The following is a 20,315-nucleotide window of genomic DNA, read 5'->3' on the forward strand; positions in this document are numbered from 1 at the left end:
GGACCAAAAGATCCTCCCTGTGCCCGAAGGGCATGGGGAGGGGGACCGTTCGCGAAGCGAATGGTGGAGGGGCCAGCAACGTCGGCATTATGGCCCCTCCGTCAGCGGCTACGCCGCTGCCACCTCCCCATGCCCTTCGGACACAGGGAGGAATTGGAGTCACGGCGTGATCACCACCGCCTTGCGCGCCAGCTTCGCCAGCACCGCCTCGTCGTCAGCCGCCTTGGCGACGATCCCGATATGCCCGCCCGGCATCGCGCGCGCGATCAGCACGACGAATTCGGCGTCGCCGGCATCATGTTCCAGGATCACCGCCGGATGCGCGCTGCGCAGCGTGTCGAGCGCGACGTCGGGCTTCGCTTCGGCAACCCCCGCCGGCTTGCGCTTCGCACGCTCGTCCCTGACCAGCCCTTTGAGCCCGCCCGGATAATGGTCGAGATAGGCCGCGAGTTCGCCCCGGCCAACGCCCTCTTCACGCGCATGACCCAGCACGCACGCATATTCGGCGATCCGCGTCTTATCGTAAGTCGCCCCGAACACCAGCTTGACCAGCGGCGTCATCGGCGCGCGATCCTGCGCCTTCAGCCCGGCATCGTCGAGCAGTTCGGCGAACTCCTGCGGCTCGGCCTCGGCGGCGAGCGCGAAATCCCACGCCTGCCCGACCGCCTGATACAAAGCGCTGCGGCTGCGGCTGTCGGCGGCGAGCGCCTTTTCGGCGGTGGCGCGCGCCAGCGCCAGCCAGTCGGCGAGCCCCGCGTCGTCATCCAGTGCATCCGCGACCACGGCAAGCTCCTCGACCGCCGGCAACGGCAGCGCCGCCTCGGCCTCGCGGAGCGCGCCGAATCCCGGCGCGGGCTCGTCGTCGATATGTTCGCTGTCGGGGCCGTCGGCCCACACCGGCACCGGGGCGGTCAGCGGCGGCGCGCTGCGCAGCGCCTGTTCGACCGACAGCTGCAATTCCTCTTCCTGGTCGGCGGGGGCCGCCTCTTTCCAGTTGATCACGCCCATGATGAAATCGATCGTGTCGTCATCGGATGAGAAGGGCAGCAGGATGCCGCGGTACATGATCGTCGTGCCGCGATCGTTGACGAACTCGGCCTCGAAACCGATCGGCGCGCGGTTGGCGATGATCTGCAGATAATGGTCGGTCAGCCGCGACAGCAAAGAGCGGCCGGGGACTTCCTTGATATATTGCACATCCTCGTCGATCTGCGACTCGGCGCGCAGCTTGTCGCCAAGGAACGAAAGCCCCGGATTGTCGACCCCGGCGGTAAAATCGAGCAGCACCGCATAGGGACCGAAATCGTCGATATTGTCGAGATCGAGGTCCTCGACCGACGGATAAGCGCGGTCGGCGAGCAGCGACGCCCAATAATTATAGGCGCGCACCTGCATCCGCCGTTCGTCGACCCCGACGGAGGGTGGCGAATCGATCGCCCCGTCATCCTGGCCGTGGCTGCCCGAAAGCAGTCCGCGCATGCTGTCCATCATTCATCCCCACTGCCAAATATAGGTAAAGGTGATGTACCAGGACTGGTAAAGGCGGCGTAAACGATGGTCGCCGGGCGCGTTGCACGCAGCGCTGCAGGATCGGATCGTCCCATCGTCACCCCGGGCTTGACTCGGGGCCTGCCTTGTCTTTGATCCGGCGACGAAGGAAGAAAGGCGGGTCCCGGGTCGAGCCCGGGATGACGAATGACGGCTAACGACCGGTTGCGGACATTTTGCGTTTGGTTCAAAATCGCATGCGGAGAATGCGATGCCCAATGTGGAAGTTTACGAGAAGGACGAATTGACCCCTCTCTTTGAAGGCGATTTCATGTTCCTGCCTCGCCTTGGCGAAACCATTTCAAAGGATATGGGCGGATATTTCAACTACTACGATGTGGTTGAGGTTTGGCATCGCGAAGAAGGTGAGACCGGTACTTTTCGTGCCTGCGTCCGCGTAAAAATTGATGACTGAGGAATGACAGTTCCTCACCCCTACCCCGCCAGTTCGCTCAGCCACTGCGCCACCATCCGCCGCCCCGCCGCCACCGCCCCCGGCCCGCAGCGCGCATGCTCGGTCCGCATCGACTCCGCCGAACTGCCGACCTCGGCCAGCGCCTCGGGCCATTGCTCGACCCAATGTTCGAAGCGCGGGTCGAGCCCCATTTCGGCGTGGAACTGCAGCGCCAATATGTTCGGTCCGCGCCGGAACGCCTGGTGCGGATAGGCCGCGCTCGACGCCAGCAATTCGACATCCTCGGGCAGGTCGAAGGTGTCGCCGTGCCAGTGCAACACCGGCACCTCGGCGAGCTGGCCGAGCGGGGATGCCGCGTCGAGAATGGTCAGCGCATCGAAGCCCACCTCCTTCGCCGGCCCCGGATAGACCGGCGCACCCATCGCCGCCGCGATCATCTGCGCCCCGAAACAGACCCCCAGCGTCGGCCGCCCCGCCTCCAGCCGCCGCGCGAGCCGCCGCAGCTGGCACGCGATCCATGGATGCTCGGCCTGCTCATAGACCCCCATCGGCCCGCCCATCATGATCAGCAGGTCGGGTTCGTTGAGGTCGAGCCGTCCGAAACCTGGATCGCCGACGTCGATCCGGTCGAGCGCATAGCCCGCCGCCTCGATCGGCTCGCGAAACCCCGCGATTCCTTCGTGCGGGACATGGCGGATGATGAGGCCGGTCTTGGTCATGGGCTTGAACTGACTCGACAAATCTGGCGACGAACGGAGCGTTTGCCGCGCCGTTTCGAACGACTCGCATCTAGCCAGAATCGCCGGCCGCTGTCACTCTACCAAAGCAGTAGAGATACTGTCGCGGCCCGTAGCTGAGCTTTGGCTCCCTCGGCTACGGGCCGCCGCTTGGTCGGCCTATCGGCCATTAACAACGTCATTGCGGGCGCAGCGAAGCAATGACGAACCGGTCAGGCGGCAGTCGCGACGACCCGCTTCACCCGCACCGCCTTATACCCCAGCACCAGCACCGCGAGCAGCAGCACCGCCTGCGCGATCAGGAACGGCGGTTCGTTGCCGTTCGGGGCCAGCGCGTTGAGTGCGGGCACTTTCAGGAAGCTCTGCACGACCAGCACGAACAGGTTGAGCCACAGCGCGATCGTCGCGGTCACCGCATAGATGGTCCGCGCGGCCCCCGCGAGCTTGCGGCCGTACCAGGCCCAGAAGCTTGCGACGAGGATCAGCGTCGAGAGGATGCCGACCCCGAGCGCGGGGGTGAAGCTCGCGATCGGGAACAGGAACCCCGTCAGGCTGGTGAGCAGCGTCGTCCACAGGAAGACGCCGGTGGTGCGGGGCAGGATGCGTCCGCGCGCGAAGGCGGGGATCGCGACCAGCCCGGTGAGGATGCCGACGACGCTGATCGCGACATGGACCAGCGTGAACTGCGATAGGGTGAGACCGAGGATCATGGCACATCTCCTTCGAACAGGCGGGGCGCGGGTCCAATCCCGCGCCCCGCTGCGTATCAGCTGTTGATGAAATCGAGCAGGTCGGCGTTGAACCGGTCCTGATGGGTGAGCGTCAGGCCGTGGTCGGCGCCTTCATAGACCTTGAGCACCGCCTGTTTGACGACCTGGACGGTCGACAGCGCCGCGGCGCCGATCGGCACGATCTGGTCGTCGTCGCCGTGGAGGACGAGCGTCGGCTTGTCGAAGCGCTTCAGATCTTCGTGGAAGTCGCTTTCCGAAAAGGCGCGGATACTGTCGAGCAGGCCTTTCAGACCGCCGTTCAGGCCCTGCCGCACGAAATCGTCGCGCACCGCTTCGCTGACCACGGCGCCTTCGCGGTTATAGCCGTAGAAGGGGAGTGTCAGGTCCTTGAAGAATTGCGGGCGGTTGTCGAAAGTGCCCTTGCGGATGCCGTCGAACACGTCGAGCGGCAGCCCGCCCGGATTGGCTTCGGTCTTGAGCATCAGCGGCGGGACGGCGCCGATCAGCGCGACCTTGGCGACCCGGTCGGTGCCATGGCGGCCGATATAGCGGGTGACTTCGCCGCCGCCGGTCGAGTGGCCGACGAGGATCACGTCGTGGAGGTCCAGCTGTTCGATCAGCTCGCCGAGGTCGTCGGCATATTGGTCCATATTATTGTTCTCCCAGACCTGGTCCGAGCGGCCATGGCTGCGGCGGTCGTGGGCGATGGTGCGAAAGCCCTGGCCCGCAAAAAACACCATCTGCGCGTCCCAGGCGTCGGCACTCAGCGGCCAGCCGTGCGAGAAGATGATCGGCTGCCCATCGCGCGGACCCCAGTCTTTGTAGAAGATGTGGGTGCCGTCCTTTGTGGTGATCGTGGTCATGTCGTGGTTCCTTTCACTTGGGTGGGGCGGAACCCTCCGTCCCTGTGCCACCCATCTACGCGCCTTCCCCCTTGCGCGGGATTGGCGGAAACGACATTATGCGGGCCGAATACGACAAACCGGAGTCACGTCATGCGGCACCTTCGCCAACATCCGCAGAATCTCCCCCCAAAATTGCCGGAAGTCGGCTTGATGCTCTACCCCGACTGCCAGATGGGCATGGTCAGCGGCATCACCGACCTCTTCCACGTCGCCGGCCGCTTCGCCGCCGAGCATGACCGCGCGCCCATCCGCGTCAGCCACTGGCGCCTCCAGGACGGCGGAGGCTTCGCCCGCTGCTTCGACAGCCATCCAGACGAACCGGCGCGCAACGCACCGACGATCCTGATCGCGCCGGGCAGCCTCCACAAATTGCTCGAAGCCGACGAGGCGGTTCCCTACGCCCGCTGGCTGCTCGACCGCCACGCACAGGGCACGACGCTCGCCTCGACCTGCGGCGGCGCCTTCGCGCTCGCCGCGACCGGGCTGCTCGCCGGCCGCCCCGCGACCACCCACTGGTTCTTCGCCGACGAATTCCGCGCCCGCTTCCCCGACGTGCGTCTGGAATCGGATCGCATGGTGATCGACGACGGCGACATCATCACCGCGGGCGGGCTGATGGCGTGGACCGACCTCGGGCTGCGCGTCGTCGAGCGCCTGCTCGGCCCGACGGTGATGATGGAGACCGCGCGCTTCTTCCTGATCGACCCCGGCGGCCGCGAGCAGAAGAATTACGCGAGCTTCGCCCCGCGCCTCACCCACGGCGACGAAGCGATATTGAAAGCGCAGCACTGGCTCCAGGCGAAGGAGGGCCGCATGGCGGGGGTCGCCGAACTCGCCGCCGAGGCGGGGCTGGAGGAACGCACCTTCCAGCGCCGATTCAAGGCCGCGACGGGCATGACCCCGATCGAATATTCGCAGCATCTGCGCGTCGGCAAGGCGCGCGAACTGCTCGAGTTCACGCGCCGCACCGTCGACCAGATCGCCTGGGCGGTGGGCTATGAAGACGCCGCAGCCTTCCGCAAACTCTTCCACCGGATCACCGGCCTGTCGCCGAACGACTATCGCCAGCGCTTCTCGACCGAAACGCTGGCGAGCGTCGCCTGAGATCCTCCCTGCGGCGAAGCCGCGGGGAGGATTACTGTCCTCAGAAATTGAACTTCGCGCTCACCCCATAGGACGGGCTGCGCCCCGGAAAACGCACCGCGGTGTTGGCGTTGGTCGCCGCCGACTGCCAATAATAGGTGTCGGTGATATTCTTGCCCCACAGCGACACCTCCCACTGGCCATCCTGCTCATAGAGCGCGAGGCTGGCGTTCAATATGCCATAGCCCTTGATCTGCAGCGGCGCGAAATCCTCGATCGTGCTGCCGGTCTTCGACTGGTAGCGCCCGTTGAGGATCGCCCGCACGCCGAGCTTGTCGTTCACCGACGTGTCATAGGTGATCGTCGCCGCGCCCGAGAATTTCGGGCTGTAGGGGAAGGCGAAGCCGTCGAAATCGAACGGCGCGCCCGCGGCGTTGATCCCGACATAACCCTGCAATTCGGTCTTGAGCCAGGTGCCCGCGAGCGTCACGTTGAGCGCATCGGTCGCCTGGATGCTGACGTCGCCGTCGATCCCGTAAGCGCGCGACTTGGGGATATTGTCGAGGCGGAGCAGCGTCGTGTAGATCGGATCGGCGAAATAGACCGCGAGCTGCTTGTCGCGATAATCATAATAGAAGGCCGCGACATTGAGGTTCACCTTGCGGTCGGCGAGCGCCAGCTTGGTGCCGACTTCATAGGCGGTCAGTTCCTCCTGCTTCGCAGGGCGGTTCTGCGTCGCGATGTTCGCGGCGTTGACCGGGGTCGACCCCGATTTGTAACCGCGGCTGACCGACGCATAGGCGAGTATGTCGTTGGTCGGCTCCCACGTCAGCGCCCCGCGCCAGGCGACATTGTCTTCCTTGAGGTTCGAGGTGACGAGGCCGAAGGTGCCGGTATCGACGTCATAGGTGTTGCACTGATTCGCCGTGATCGGCGCGGTGAAGGCGCCGTAGACCTGGAAAAAGAAGGCGCGGTTGAACAGGTTGACGTTGGGCAGCATCGACCCGTTGAGGTCGCGCGAGCAGCCCTGATATTCCTGCCGGTCCTCGGTGTAGCGCGCCCCGGTGGTCAGTTTCAGCGTGTCCGACAGCTCCCAGTCGGCGCTGGCGAACAGGCTGAAGGTCTCGGTGTCGAAATCGGCGACGTCGCGATAGGTGCGGAACGCGGTGGCGACATCGGCGGCGGTAAAACCCTGACTGTTGAACGGGGTGTTCAAGAGGCCAAGCTGGACGATCAGCGCCCGGATCGCGCCGACATTGGCATTCTGCCCCAGCAAGGTCTGGTTGGTGTCGGAAACGACATCCTTGGCATAATAGCCGCCGACGACCCATTCGGCGGGGCCGGTCGATCCCTGGAAGCGCAATTCCTGCGAAAAGCTCTCGATCTTGCCCTGCGCCCGCTGGATCAGGATCTCATAGGGCGCGCCGCTCCAGTCATAGGTCGCGTCGCGATTGACCTTGTTATAGCCGGTCAGCGAGATGAAGCTCAAATCGCTCGTCAGGTCGAACTGGATGAGGCCGCGCAAGCCCAGGAAATCGCTGTCCTCCTGCAGCGGCCCGTCGATCCCGGTGCCGCGCCCGATATTGGGGCCGCGCTGCGACAGCGGTGCCCAGTCGGCGCTGTTCGAATCCCATTTGGGGCCGTTGGCGGCGATATAGGCGGGCAGTCCCGGCGCGTTGAACAGGCTGAACAGCGTGCCGTTGGCGGGATCGGTGTTCGGGGTGAACCCCACCGCCTGCCCCGCGAGCGTGTCCGACTTGTTGATCCAGAAATTGCCGCCAAGCTCGATCTTCATCCCCTCGACCGGCTCGGCGGTCAGCGTCAGCCGGCCGCCATAGCGGTGCACCTCGCCCAGGCTCTCGTCGCGCGAGATGCTGTGCTGCCAGCCGTCCCAGCTGTCCTCGGTGCGAAAGGCGGCGCGGATCGCGATATCCTGCCCCAGCGGGATGTTGAGATGACCTTCGCTGTTGAGCGTCTTTTCGCTGCCGAGATCGACCGCGACCCCGCCCGAGAACTCGCCGAACTTCGGCTTGGCGGTGATGAAATTGACCAGCCCGCCGGTGGTGTTGCGGCCATAGAGCGTGCCCTGCGGACCCTTGAGCACTTCGACGCGCTCGAGGTCATAGACCGGCCCGCTGTTCATGAACGGATAGGCGAGCGCGACCTCGTCCTGATAGGTGCCGACGGTCGAGGTCGCCGACAGGTTGATCGTGTTGAAGCCGATCCCGCGCAGCGTATAGATCGGGATGCCCTGATAGCCGCGCGAGACGTTGAGGCTGGGCACCACCGCCTGCAGATCCTCGGTCGAGGTCACGCGCAGATTTTCGAGCGTATCGCCCGAAAAAGCCTGGATCGCGAGGCCGACGTCGTTGATGCTTTCGGCGCGGCGCTGCGCGGTCACGACGATCGCGCCGTCGTCGGCGGCCTCGGTCTCCGCCGCCGGCGGCGCATTTTGTGCCAGCACCGGCTGGCTTGCCATCATCGCCGCCCATGCCACTCCGGCCAGACCCATTGCACGCACCGCACCCGCCATCTTCTCTCTCCCTGATGAAGCTTATTATCAGCGATGATAGTTATCAATCGTGATAGATTATGCAACCGGCAATTGCATTTTGCGGACAATGATGGTCTGTCGGCGGCAAGGAGCGATGATGGCCACCCGAAGTGAAAAGGCGGAAAGCCGCACGCGCGGCTCGATCCGCGACGCCCTGCTGGACGCGGCGAGCGCGCTGATGCGCGAACAGGACAAGATCGATATCGGCATCGTCGAGATCGCGGCGCGCGCCGGGGTCAACCACGGCATGATCCGCTATTATTTCGGCGACAAGGAAGGCATGCTCGCGGCGCTGCTCGACCGCGACGTGATCCGCGCGATCCGCCAGCTCGACGCCTTGTTCCGCCTGCCCGTCACCCCGACGGCGCGGATGCGCATCCATCTCGAGGGCATTCTCGATACCTATTACCGCATCCCGTACCTCAACCGCCTGATCCAATATATGGTCCGCGACGCCGAACCCGAGCGGGTGCGGCACATCGGCGACGAACTTCTGTCGAAGATCGCGGGCGCGCAGGCGCGGATGATCGAGGAGGGCATCGCGGCGGGCGAGTTCAATCCCGTCGATCCCAAGCTCTTTTACTTCAACACGATCGGCGCCGCGGACGGCCTCTATTCGAATCGCCTGACGCTGCAGGTCGTGTTCAAGGGCAAGCCGCACGCCGACGATGATCTCCATGCACGCTATCGCGAACACACGGTCGAGACATTGCTCGCCGGACTCGTCAAAAATTATCAGACTTGATAATTAGGCGTCGCACGCGCATAGCCGGGTCATGAATCTCGAACCCGACGACGACCAACGCCTGCTCCGTGACGCACTCACGCGCTTCCTGGCGCAGCAATTGCCGTTCGAAAAGCGCCGCACGATGCGCGATTCGACCGCGCAGCTCGCGCTGTGGCGCGCCGCCGACGCGGCGATCGGCATCGGCGCGGCGGCGCTGCCCGACAGCATCGGCGGCTTCGGCGGCGGGCGCGTCGCGGCGATGATCGTCGCCGAGGAACTTGGCGCCGCGCTCGCGGTCACCCCCTATATCGACTGTCACATTCTCACCGCCGAATTGCTGCTCGCGCTCGGCGAGAGTGCGCGCGCCGCCGCCATTGCGCGCGGCGAGGCGCTGATCGTCACCGCGATCGAGGAACCCGCGACGCGCGGCGACATCGGCGCGATCGCGGCGCGGGCGACCCCCGCCGACGACGGCTGGACGCTGGCCGGGCGCAAGATCGCGGTCGCCTTCGCGGCCGAGGCCGACCATATCGTCGTGCCCGCCCGGGACGCCGAGGATGATTTGCGCCTGTACCTCGTGCCGGCCGCATCGCTTGCCGGCCGGCTCCATGCCTATTGGACGATCGACGACATGCCCGCCGCCGACCTCGATCTCGATGGACTGTGGGTCGACAGCGCCGCCGAAATCGGGCGCGAGCAGGATGGCGAAGCCGCGCTGCAGGCCGCCGTCGACGCCGCCATCGCCGCGCTCGCCGCCGAGGCGGCCGGACTCGCGCGCGTGCTGCTCGACGACACCCTGCTTTACGCCAAGCAGCGCAAGCAGTTCGGCGCGACGCTGTCGAGCTTTCAGGCACTCCAGCACCGCATGGTCGACATGCTGATGCTGCGCGAGGCGATTTCCGCCGCCGCGATGCTCGCCGCGCTTAAGCCCGGCGACGCGCAGGCGACCGCCGCCGCCAAGGCGACGATCGGCGACGCGCTGCGCAAGATCGGGCAGGAAGCGGTCCAACTCCACGGCGCGATGGGCATGACCGAGGAACTGCGCGTCGGTCATTATTTTAAACGCGCCACCGCGATCGAGCAACGGCTGGGGACCAGCGAGCTGCATGTCGCGCGCTATTCGGCGGGGATGGCCGCAGCCTCATAAGCCTCGTCATTGCGAGCGCAGCGAAGCAATCGAGAGCGGTTTACGCGACTCTGGATTGCCGCGTCGCTACGCCCCTCACAATGACAATGGGTCAAAGCCCCAGCACCGCCTTCGCCAATATATTCCGCTGGATTTCGTTCGACCCGGCATAGATCGACCCGGCGCGCTCGTTGAAATAGCGCAGCGGCGCCACCGCCTGCCACGCCGCACCGGTCACATGGCCGTCCCCGGGCACGACATGCGCCGGCACCGCGGCGCCCGGCATGCCCGCGTGCGGCTGGAACGCCAGCCCCGCCGGTCCCGCCGCCTCGCAGGCGAGTTCGGTGATATGCTGCGCCAGCTCGGTCGACAGGATCTTGAGCATCGACGCCATGACGCCGACGCTTTCGCCCTGCCCCGCCCCCGACAGCAGTTTGAGCTCGATCATCTCCAATATGTCGACCCGGATGCGCGCCCTGGCGAGCTTGTGCGCGAACACCGCATCGCCCTCCATCGTCCCCTGCGCCTGCTTCGCCAGCGCATCGACGCGCATCGCCAGCGCCGGCGCGTGCGCCGATCCGCCGCGTTCGAATTCGAGCAGATATTTGGCGACGCTCCAACCGCGATCGACTTCGCCGATGACATTCGCCCGCGCCGAGCGCGCATCGTCGAAAAACACCTCGGCCTGGATCTGCTCGCCCGAAATCATCGTCAGCGGGCGCACCGTCACCCCCGGCTGGTCCATCGGCACGAGCAGGAAGGTGATCCCCTGCTGCGGCCGCTCATGCTTCGACGTGCGCACCAGGCAGAAGATCCAGTTCGCCTCGCTCGCATGCGTCGTCCAGATCTTCGACCCGTTGAGCACGAAATCATCGCCATCCGCCACCGCGCTCATCTGCAGCGAGGCGAGATCGGAACCCGCCCCCGGTTCCGAATAGCCCTGACAGAAAAACACCTCGCCGGTCAGGATGCGCGGCAGGAACCAGTCCTTCTGCTCCGCCGTGCCGAACGCGGCGATGACATGCGCCACCATATGGATGCCCATCGGCGAAACCGACGGTGCCCCGGCGCGCGCGCGTTCGCGGGCGTAGAGATAAAATTGCGCCGGGGTCCAGTCGCGCCCGCCATGTTCGGGCAACCAATGCGGCGCCGCCAGCCCCTCGGCGTGCAACCGCGCCTGCCAGTCCATCGACACATGATGGTCGGGATAGACGCTCGTCGCGCCCTCGGCACCCGCGCGCAGTTCGGGGGTCAGCGCGCGCGCCAGCAGCGCGCGTATCTCGGCCGCGAAAGCCTCTTCGTCGGCGCTCCAGTTCAGGTCCATCGTCTCGTCCGTTGCATATAGTTATCACATCTGATAACAACTTTTCCGACGGGGTCAATCGCGACCGGGGGATAAGCATGAACCGCATGACCAATATGGCGCCCGGCATGGCGATCGATTTCACCAAACCGGCGGGCGAGGCCGCGCTGCTCGCCCCCGATTCGCTGCAATGGCGTATCTTCAAAAACCCCGTCGCGATGGCGGTCGGCGGGGTCGCGGCGGTGCTGCTCGAATTCGCCGACGCGCGCATCCGCTCGGGGGTGTGGGACCATTCGATCTACAAGGTCGATCCGATCGGCCGTTCGCAGCGCACCGGCATGGCGGCGATGGTCGGCGTCTATGGCCCCGCCAGCGCCGCGCGCCGCGTGATCGGCGGGGTCAACCGCATGCACGCGAAGGTGTCGGGCGAAACCCCCAAGGGCGAAGCTTACACCGCGCTCGACCCCGAACTGCTGAACTGGGTCTATGCCACCGCCCAATATGGCTTCCTCACCGCCTATCACCGTTTCGTGCGCCCGCTGACCGCCGCCGAACAGGCGCGCTTCTGGGCCGACGGCCAGCCCGTCGCCGAGCTGTACGGCGTGACCTATACCCCCAGGTCCGAAGCCGAATTCCTCGCGATGATGGAAGAATTACTGCCGCGCTTCGAACCGCATCCGATCAACAGCGAATTCCTCGACATCATCCGTTCGGGCCGCGCCGCGCCGTCGGTGCCGCGCTTCCTGCACAAGGCGCTGGCGCGCGCCGCGGTGTCGCTGCTCCCGCCCGTGGTACGCGAACGACTAGCCCTCGGCCCCGAACATGACCTCGGCACCCGCGACCGGATCATGGTCAAGGCGATGGGCAAGCTCGCCGACCGGCGCAAGGACCCGTCCTCGCCCGCATGGCAGGCCGCCTTACGCCTCGGCCTTCCGGGCGATACCGCCTGGCGGTGAACCCAATCGGATAATGGATCGTCATTGCGAGCGAAGCGAAGCAATCCAGAGCGGGTTACGCACGCTCTGGATTGCCGCGTCGCTTCGCTCCTCGCAATGACGAAGCCTTTAGGGCAATGATCCACGCGATGAATCAGAGACCGCAGCTTTTCACCGCCCCCGACGGCGTCCGCATCGCCGCCGAGGTCGCGGGCTCCGGACCGCTCGTCCTGTTCGTCCACGGCTTCCCCGAACTGCGCCAGTCGTGGCACCGGCTCGCCCCGGCGGTCGCCGCCGCCGGTTATCGCACCGCCGCGATCGACGTCCGCGGCTATGGCGACAGCGACCGCCCCGAAGCGATCGATGCGTATCGCATGGAGGCGATCGTCGCCGATCTCGTCGCGGTCGCCGATGCCCTCTCGCCCGAGGCGCCGGCGACGCTCGTCGGCCACGACTGGGGCGCCTCGATCGTCTGGAACAGCGTCATGGCGCGCCCCGACCGCTTCGGCGCGGTCGCCGCGCTGTCGATCCCCTGGCTCGGCCGCGCCGCCGCGCCGTTCGACGCGATGTTCAAGCGCCGCTTCACCGACAAGGGCCGCTTTTTCTACCAGGCCTATTTTCAGGAGCCCGGCGTCGCCGAGGCCGAGCTCGAGGCCGATCCGGCGCGTTTCCTCCACGCCTTCTATCACAGCATCTCGGGCGACGCCGCGCCCGGCGACTGGCCGAACGACAAGCCGGACGGCGCCAAACTGCTCGACGGGCTACGCTTCCCCGACGCGCTCCCGGCATGGCTCGACCCCGGATATTTCGCGCATGCCTCCGCGACCTTCGCGCGCACCGGCTTCGCGGGAGCGCTGGGTCGCTATCGCAACCATGGCCGCGACTTCGACTGGGCGGGCGGCTTCGACCCCGTCATCCGCCGCCCCGCGCTGTTCATCGGCGGCAGCAGCGACCCCGCGCTCGTCCTCGGCACCGCCGACCCGGTCCCGCTGATGCGCGAGGTCGTGCCCGATGTGGAAGCGCATATGCTCGCGGGTTGCGGCCACTGGACGCAGGCCGAACGCGCCGCCGAGGTCGAGGTCTTGCTCATTCCCTGGCTCCGGCGCACCGTCCCCGCCTGACCTGCCTAAGCTCGTCTAAGCTCGTCTAAGCGCTCAGATGCTCCGCCCCGCCGCGGCCCAATAGGGGTCGCGCAACAGCCTTTTGCGAATCTTCCCCGTCTCCTCGCGCGGCAGCGCGTCGGTGAGCTCGATATGCCTGGGCACCTTGTACGACGCGATCCGGCTGCGCAGCGCGGCGCCGATGCCTTCCGCCGTCAGCACCGCGCCCGCTACCGGCTCGACCACTGCGAGCAACGCCTCGCCGTTGATTTCGTCGGGAATGCCGAACACCGCGCAGTCGGCGACCCCCTCGACCGTCTGCAGCGCCGCCTCGATCTCGGCGGGATAGATGTTGACGCCTCCCGAAATCACCAGGTCGCGCTTGCGGTCGCACAGGAACAGCCGCCCGTCGGCGTCGAGATAACCAAGATCGCCCGACGCCAGATAGCCGCCGCGGTCAAGCGCGGCGCGGTCGGCCTCGCGCCCCAGATAGGTGAAATCGGGATAGCCTGCGTTGCGCGACTGCACCTCGCCGACCTCACCCGTCGGCACCGGCTCGCCCGCATCGTCGACGATGCGGATTTCGACCCCGGGGATCGCCTTGCCGACGGTGCCCGGATGCTCTGACCATTCGCCGCTCGACACATGGGTGATCGGTCCCGCCTCGGTCGATCCATAATATTCCTCGATCACAGGGCCCAGCCAGTCGATCATCCGCGCCTTGACGTCGGGCCCGCACGGCCCGCCCGCGTGCAGCACGAATTGCAGCGACGACAGGTCGTGCGCGCCGCGCTGCTCGTCGGTCAGCGCGAGCAACCGGCTGAACATCGCGGGGACCGCATAAAGATGGGTAATGCCATAAGTCTCGATATCGGCGAGCAGCCGCAGCGGGTCGAAGCGCGGCGGCAGCAAGAGCAGGTCGGCAAGCGCGGCGGCGCGATGCGCGAACAGGTTCGGCGCGGTGTGATAGAGCGGCGCGGGCACCATCACCCGCGCCCCCGGACCGATGCCATAGATCAGCGACCGCATCGCCTCGCTCGCCGCCACCTGTTCGGGCTTCGGCGGCTGGCGCTTCACCCCCTTGGGATGGCCGCTGGTGCCCGAGGTATAGATCAGCGATTCGGCGGCGGGCGGCGACGGCAGTGTCCAGTGCTCGGCCGCCGCGAGCGCCGCGTCCCAATCCGCGCCCAGCACGGCGGGAGGGGTCAGCCGATAGGCGGCGGCAATCGCCGGCGGCACCGGCACCACGATCGCCGGGCAGGGCAGCGCATCGGCGATACGCGCCAGCAGGTCGGCATGCGCGACCAGCAGCCGCGCCCCGCAATCCGCGACGACATACAGGATTTCCTCGGCCGAAAAATGCCAGTTCACCGGAACGCAATAAGCCCCGAGCCGCCGGCACGCGAGGCTCGCCTCGATGAAGGCGATGTCGTTGCGCAGCAGGATCGCGACGCAATCGCCCGCCCCCACCCCGCGCGCGGCGAGCGCTCCCGCGGCGCGGTCGATGCGCTCGCCCAGCACCGCGCCGTCGATGGCCCGGTCGTCGGTAATGATCTGCAAAGGCCCGCTCCCACAAACAATCGCGCGCCGTATCGGTGATACGGCGCGCGACCATGGAACAAGCGGGTTCAGTCCACAATAGTTCGTATACTAATTATATTCAAAAGCCGAACGCCACCCCGACCCGCCCGCCGGTCGATCCCTTGACCGTCGACCCGGCGATGCCGCCGCTGACATAGACGCGCGGGGCAAGCCGGACCACTGCGGCGCCCGAGAAGCCCTGTTCGCCGCGATAGGTCGCGAGGTTGAACGAGACCGAGACGTCGCTGTCGGGGACGATCATCGTGCCGCCCATCGCCATCGCGGTCGCGATGCCGCCGCTCGCCTGCACCGCATGGCGTTCGAGCACCAGCGTGCGCTGGTCGAGCGCCGCGGTCTGCTGTTCGAGCAGGTTGACCCGGTTCGGCAGCCCGCCGAGCGTCGCGATGTCGAGCGCCGAGGTGCCGAGATTGCCCGCCGCATCGGTGGTCAGCAGCCTGAGCGTGCCGCTCTGCGCCGCATTGCTCGCCGCCGACCCGACGCCCGAGAGGGTGTAGGTGCTCGCCGAATTGCCGAGCGCGACCTGCCCCGCGCGGCTCGCGACCGCGCCATTGCCGATCGCCACCGACCCGTCGCCGGTCGCGCTGCTGGCATTGCCCAGCGCCACCGCCCCGGTGCCGATCGCGCTGTTGTTCGCACCCAGCGCCACCGCGCCGGTCCCAGTCGCGATGTTCGGATCGCCGATCGCCACCGCGCCATTGCCCGATGCGACATTGCCCGCGCCGATCGCCACCGCCTGGCCGTTGATCGCGCGGGCATTGGCGCCCATCGCGACCGACTGGTTGCCGCTGGCGACCGAACCCGGCCCGACCGCGATCGCGTCGACCCCCGTCGCCTGCGGCCCCGGTCCGGTGCTGTTGGCGCGGAAATAGGCGCCGTTGGCGAGCGCGGTGTTCGCGGTGCTCTGCGCTGCCGCCGCTTCCGATCGCGCCGTCGTCGCCGTCAGCTGCGCCGCCGCAGCTTCGGTGCGCGCGGTGGTGGCGGTCGCCTGCGCTACCCCGGCATTGGCGAAGGCGGCGTCGGCGCGGTCCTGCGCGGTCGCGGCATTGGCGCGCGCCGTGTCGGCCTGCGCCTGCGCCGCCGCCGCCTCGGTCCGCGCGGTATCCGCGGTCGCCTGGGCCGTCGCCACTGCGACACCATTCGCCTGCCCCGCTGCGAGCGCCTGATCGGCGGTCGCCTGCGCCGCATCGGCGTTGGCGAAGGCGGCGTCGGCGCGGGTCTGCGCCGCCGCGGCTTCAAGCCGCGCGGTATCGGCCGTACCCTGTGCCGCCGCCGCTTCGAGCCGTGCGGTGTTCGCCGTCCCCTGCGCCGTCGCGGCGTTGACCAGCGCCGTGTTGGCGGTGCCCTGCGCCGCGATCGCCGCATTTTGCGCGGTGGCGGCATTGGCGAGCGCGGTGTTCGCGGTGCCTTGCGCGGCGTTCGCGCTCGATTGGGCGGTCGCCGCATTGGCGAGAGCGCTGTTGGCCGTGCCCTGTGCAGCATCCGCCGACCCCTGTGCCGTGGCGGCGTTGGCGAGCGCGGTATCGGCGGTGCTCTGCGCCGCCGCCGCCGAAACCGCGTTGGCCGCATTGCCGGCCAGCGCAGCATCTGCCGTCGTCTGTGCCGTCGCCGCATTGGCGAGCGCACTATTGGCGGTGCCTTGCGCGGCTGCCGCGTCGGCCACCGCTGTATTGGCGGTCGTTTGCGCGCTGGCGGCCGCGGTCTGCGCCGCTGCGGCATTGGCAATGGCGGTATCCGCCGTCCCCTGCGCCGTCGCGGCATTGGCGAGCGCGGTATCGGCCGTCGCCTGCGCCGCATTCAGCTGGTCGAGATTGACCGCGTCGGTGCCGGCGGTGCCCGCCGCGACATTGGTGATCGCGCGCTCCGCCCCGGTCGTGCCGACCGAGACGCTATTCTCGCGATTGGCGATCGAGCCCGAACCGAGCGCAACGCTGCCGATCGCCTGCGCCTTGGCGTCGCCGCCCAGCGCATAGCTGTTGGCGGCCGAGGCGATCGCGAAATCGCCGATCGCGACGCTGTTGGTCCCGCTCGCGTCGGCGCGCCGTCCGATCGCGGTCGAGAATTGCCCGCTCGCGGTGCTGAGCTGGCCGATCGCGGTGCTGAAACCGCCGGTCGATTCGGCCCCGGCGCCGAGCGCGACGCTGCCGCCCAGCGTCGCTTTCGCTTCGTCGCCGATCGCAACGTTGCCGGTCGACGACGCCTCGGCCTGATCGCCCAGCGCGATCGCGCTCTCGCCATTGGCGACGCTGAGGTTGCCGAGCGCAATCGCGCCCGTGCCCGTCGCTGTATTGTCGGCACCGATCGCCACCGCGCCGGTGCCGGTCGCGGTGTTCGGATCGCCGATCGCCACCGCACCGTCGCCCGAGGCGATATTGCCCGTTCCGACCGAGGTCGCCTTGCCGTCCTTGGCAATCGCTCCGGCACCGATCGCCGTCGCTCCGTCGCTGAGCGCCTGCGCTGCGGCGCCGCTGCTGTTGAAGGCGACATAGGGATTGGCGCCGGCTGCCACACCCGCCAGACCCGCGTTGAGCTGGCCCAGGTTGACCGCATCGGTCGCCGCGGTCGCGGCGCCGACATTGGCGACGATGCGCTCGTTCCCCGCCGCGCCCACCGACACCGTGTTGGCGCGGTCGGCGACCGAGAAGCTGCCCAGCGCCACGCTATTCAGCGCGGTGGCCTGGGCATCGCTGCCCAAGGCGGTCGACAAATCGCTGCTCGCCAGGCTGTCGCGCCCCAGCGCCGTGCTTTGGAACCCCTGGGCGCGGGCGAAGGTGCCCGTGGCGGTCGCGCCCTCCGCGCTGGCTTGGGAGATGAAGCCGGTTGCCGTGGCGTCCATCGCCGATGCCGTGCTGCCGGCTCCGGTTGCGGTCGATTGCAGGCCGGTCGCGTGCGCGAAGTCGCCGGTGGCGGTGCTGCGTCCGCCTGCTGCCTCGGTGAAACTGCCCGTTGCCGTCGAAAAGACGCCGCTGGCCAGCGAACCGACGCCGGTGGCGCTGCTGTTGTCGCCATTGGCCTGCGCGCCGACGCCGGTCGCGGTGCTGTTGAGCCCGGTCGCACGGCTGAGATTGCCCGTCGTCGTCGACCCGATCCCGCTGGCGATGCTGTCGCGGCCCGTCGCGGTGGCGCGCTCGGCGGTCGCCTGGGCGAAGGTGCCGGTGGCGGTCGCGCCGACCCCCGACGCGACGCTGACGAAGCCGGTGGCGGTGGCATCCATCATCGTTGCCTGGCTGCCCGCACCGCTCGCGGTCGATTGCAGTGCCGTCGCGTGCGCAAAATCGCCGGTCGCGGTGCTGCGGCCTCCCGAAGCCTCGGTAAAGCTGCCCGTCGCGGTCGAAAATGCTCCGCTGGCCAGCGCGCCCGAACCCGTGGCGCTGCTGCTCTCCGCCATCGCCTGCGCGCCGATGCCGGTCGCGGTGCTGTTCAGTCCAGTCGCGCGGCTCAGGTTGCCCGTCGTCGTCGACCCCACCCCGCTTGCGATCGAATCGCGGCCCGTGGCGGTGCTGCGCTCGCCGCTTGCTTCGGCGAAGGTACCCGTCGCGGTCGCGCCGATCCCCGTCGCGCGCGCACCCCAGCCGAGCGCAACCGCATCCATGGCGGCGGCGCGGCTGAAGGCGCCGATCGCGATGGCATGCGCGGCGGTCGCGCGGCTGTCGGGGCCGATCGCGATCGTTTCGGCCGCCGTCGCCTGCGAAAGCCCGCCGATCGCGACATTGCCGTCCGACGAAGCCGCTGCCTGGTCACCCACCGCGATCGCCGAATTGCCCGTCGCGCTGCTCAGATTGCCGAGCGCGATAGCGGCGGTGCCAGTCGCCGTATTGTCCGCGCCGATCGCCACCGCGCCGGTGCCAGTCGCCGTGTTCGGATCGCCGATCGCCACCGCGCCATCGCCCGAGGCGACATTTTCAAACCCGATCGAGGTTGCCTTGCCATCCTTGGCCACCGCGCCCGATCCGATAGCGGTCGACCCGTCGGCCTGCGCCTGCGCGCCGCCGCCGGCGGCGAAGCTGTCGTCGCCCATCGCCTGCGCCGCCGATCCGCCGCCACCCACACCGACATAGGGGTTGCTGCCCGCCACGACCCCCGCGATGGCAGCGTCGAGCTGCGCCACATTGACCCCATCGGTCGCGGCGGTCCCGGCGGCAAGATTGGTCAGCTGGCGTTCGCCGCCCGCCGTGCCGATCGACACGCTGTCGGTCCGATCGGCGAGCGAACCGCGACCGAGCGCGACGCTGTTGACGCCGGTCGCATTGGCAAAGACGCCGACCGCCGTCGCATCGTCGGCGCTGGCGACCGAATAGGCGCCCAGCGCGCTCGATTCCTCGGCGGTCGCCTGTGCGCCCGTCCCGATGGCGGTCGCGTTGAGATTGCCGGTGGCGCGCGCGCTGGTGCCGAGGGCGGTGCCCTGGTTGCCCGCCCCCGCGCCGCTGCCGACCGCCACCGCGTTCAAAAAGGCGAGCGAATCATAGCCCGTCGCCACCGAGTTGAAGCCCGACAGCGCATTGGCGCCGACCGACGTCGATTGCTGCCGGGTTTTGGTGTTGAACCCGATCGCGGTCGAATTCTCGCCCTCCGCCGACGCGATGGCGCCCAGCGACGTGGCATTTTCCGAGATCGCCTGCGCGCCGGTCCCCACCGCCGTGGCGTTGAGATTGCCCGTCGCGCGCGCGTTGGTGCCGATGGCCGTGCCCTGGTTGCCCGCCCCCGCGCCGCTGCCGACCGCCACGGCGTTCAGGAAGGCCAGCGAATCATATCCGGTCGCGACCGAGTTGAAGCCCGACAGCGCATTGGCGCCGACCGATGTCGATTGCTGGCGCGTCTTGGTGTTGAACCCAATCGCGGTCGAATTCTCGCCCTCGGCCGATGCGATTCCGCCCAGCGCGGTGGCATTTTCCGACACGGCCTGCGCGCCGGTCCCCACCGCGGTGGCGTTGAGATTGCCGGTGGCGCGCGCGTTGGTGCCGATGGCGGTGCCCTGGTTGCCCGCTCCCGCGCCGGCGCCGACCGCCACGGCATTCAGGAAGGCCAGCGAATTATAGCCCGTCGCGACCGAGTTGAAGCCCGAGAGCGCGCCGCTGCCGATCGAGGTCGATTGCTGGCGGGTCGCGGTATTGGCACCGACAGCGGTCGAATCCTCGCCATCGGCTTCCGCATTGATGCCGCATTCGGTCGCATTGAGCGCGGACCCGCTGTTGCACTCGGGCGTCGGGTCGGCATGCGCCGGCATCGCCAGCGACAGAGCGAGCGCCGCGGGGGCGGCGGTGAAAAGCAGCTTGGTGGTCTTGCGCATCGGTAATCCCCTAGTCCTCGCCGCGCGGAGGCGGCTGCGATGAAAAACGCGACCTGGGGCTTCGCTCGTGCGGCGCAGATGTCCCCGCGTCAGCCGCTGGCGAACCCGCATCGGTCCGCCGCGCATGCTGTCATGGGGTAAGACGGGAAACGCCGGCCGAACCGGACACGGCGACCGCAGAAAAATTTCCGATACCTGCCGGCGCGTCCCGATGGGCTCGCAAACGCCGGGCGCAGCGGTGGATAAAAGGACCAAAGCCGGACGG

14 protein-coding genes are annotated in these 20,315 nt (G+C 67.8%); 6 read left to right on the plus strand and 8 right to left on the minus strand.

Annotated elements, in window-relative coordinates; translation table 11 throughout:
- Nucleotides 1–159: 159 nt before the first annotated feature.
- Nucleotides 160–1,488 (minus strand): hypothetical protein, encoded by a 1,329-nt coding sequence (locus tag EEB18_RS08585; RefSeq protein ID WP_187142067.1) that lies wholly within the window; start codon nt 1,486–1,488, stop codon nt 160–162.
- Nucleotides 1,489–1,759: 271 nt separating this feature from the next.
- Here EEB18_RS08585 and EEB18_RS08590 point away from each other — a divergent pair, with 271 nt between their 5' ends.
- On the plus strand, nt 1,760–1,963 hold the full coding sequence (locus EEB18_RS08590; RefSeq protein WP_187142068.1) for a hypothetical protein: 204 nt from the start codon (nt 1,760–1,762) through the stop codon (nt 1,961–1,963).
- A gap of 20 nt (nt 1,964–1,983) precedes the next feature.
- Here EEB18_RS08590 and EEB18_RS08595 read toward each other — a convergent pair whose 3' ends face one another.
- The 3 genes from EEB18_RS08595 to EEB18_RS08605 all read right to left on the minus strand — a co-directional run bounded on the left by EEB18_RS08595 (nt 1,984) and on the right by EEB18_RS08605 (nt 4,294).
- Nucleotides 1,984–2,682 carry a glutamine amidotransferase gene (locus tag EEB18_RS08595; RefSeq protein WP_187669100.1) on the minus strand — a complete coding sequence of 233 codons (699 nt, stop codon included), beginning with the start codon at nt 2,680–2,682 and terminating at the stop codon, nt 1,984–1,986.
- 230 nt (nt 2,683–2,912) lie between these two features.
- The gene (locus EEB18_RS08600) at nt 2,913–3,410 is read right to left on the minus strand and encodes a hypothetical protein (RefSeq protein WP_187142124.1); all 498 of its coding nucleotides are present in this window, start codon (nt 3,408–3,410) and stop codon (nt 2,913–2,915) included.
- 56 nt (nt 3,411–3,466) lie between these two features.
- Complete coding sequence (locus tag EEB18_RS08605; protein WP_187142125.1) at nt 3,467–4,294, minus strand: alpha/beta fold hydrolase; 828 nt, start codon at nt 4,292–4,294, stop codon at nt 3,467–3,469.
- A 174-nt stretch (nt 4,295–4,468) separates the two neighbouring features.
- Here EEB18_RS08605 and EEB18_RS08610 point away from each other — a divergent pair, with 174 nt between their 5' ends.
- Nucleotides 4,469–5,440: a GlxA family transcriptional regulator gene (locus EEB18_RS08610; RefSeq protein ID WP_262408170.1), complete on the plus strand. Its 972-nt coding sequence runs from the start codon at nt 4,469–4,471 to the stop codon at nt 5,438–5,440.
- A gap of 40 nt (nt 5,441–5,480) precedes the next feature.
- Here the strand turns inward: EEB18_RS08610 and EEB18_RS08615 are convergent, their stop codons facing one another.
- Nucleotides 5,481–7,952, minus strand: coding sequence for a TonB-dependent receptor (locus EEB18_RS08615; protein ID WP_316248988.1), 2,472 nt, complete (start codon nt 7,950–7,952; stop codon nt 5,481–5,483).
- A 118-nt stretch (nt 7,953–8,070) separates the two neighbouring features.
- Here EEB18_RS08615 and EEB18_RS08620 point away from each other — a divergent pair, with 118 nt between their 5' ends.
- Both EEB18_RS08620 and EEB18_RS08625 read left to right on the plus strand, forming a co-directional pair.
- Nucleotides 8,071–8,718, plus strand: coding sequence for a TetR family transcriptional regulator (locus EEB18_RS08620; protein WP_187142127.1), 648 nt, complete (start codon nt 8,071–8,073; stop codon nt 8,716–8,718).
- A gap of 31 nt (nt 8,719–8,749) precedes the next feature.
- On the plus strand, nt 8,750–9,847 hold the full coding sequence (locus EEB18_RS08625) for an acyl-CoA dehydrogenase family protein (protein ID WP_187142128.1): 1,098 nt from the start codon (nt 8,750–8,752) through the stop codon (nt 9,845–9,847).
- Nucleotides 9,848–9,938: 91 nt separating this feature from the next.
- Here EEB18_RS08625 and EEB18_RS08630 read toward each other — a convergent pair whose 3' ends face one another.
- Entirely contained in the window at nt 9,939–11,150 is a 1,212-nt protein-coding gene (locus EEB18_RS08630; protein WP_187142129.1) for an acyl-CoA dehydrogenase family protein, read from the minus strand.
- Nucleotides 11,151–11,227: 77 nt separating this feature from the next.
- On the opposite strand from EEB18_RS08630, the gene EEB18_RS08635 reads away from it, so the two are divergent.
- Nucleotides 11,228–12,085, plus strand: a complete 858-nt coding sequence (locus tag EEB18_RS08635) for an oxygenase MpaB family protein (RefSeq protein WP_262408171.1) — start codon at nt 11,228–11,230, stop codon at nt 12,083–12,085.
- Nucleotides 12,086–12,213: 128 nt separating this feature from the next.
- Nucleotides 12,214–13,185, plus strand: a complete 972-nt coding sequence (locus EEB18_RS08640; RefSeq protein WP_187142130.1) for an alpha/beta fold hydrolase — start codon at nt 12,214–12,216, stop codon at nt 13,183–13,185.
- 33 nt (nt 13,186–13,218) lie between these two features.
- On the opposite strand, the gene EEB18_RS08645 is transcribed toward EEB18_RS08640, so the two are convergent.
- The gene (locus EEB18_RS08645) at nt 13,219–14,724 is read right to left on the minus strand and encodes an AMP-binding protein (RefSeq protein ID WP_222943154.1); all 1,506 of its coding nucleotides are present in this window, start codon (nt 14,722–14,724) and stop codon (nt 13,219–13,221) included.
- 100 nt (nt 14,725–14,824) lie between these two features.
- Nucleotides 14,825–20,050, minus strand: a complete 5,226-nt coding sequence (locus tag EEB18_RS08650; RefSeq protein WP_187142131.1) for a beta strand repeat-containing protein — start codon at nt 20,048–20,050, stop codon at nt 14,825–14,827.
- Between the last annotated feature and the right edge of the window lie 265 nt (nt 20,051–20,315).

It is taken from the genome of Sphingopyxis sp. OPL5, assembly GCF_003797775.2.
Classification (GTDB): Bacteria; Pseudomonadota; Alphaproteobacteria; order Sphingomonadales; family Sphingomonadaceae; genus Sphingopyxis.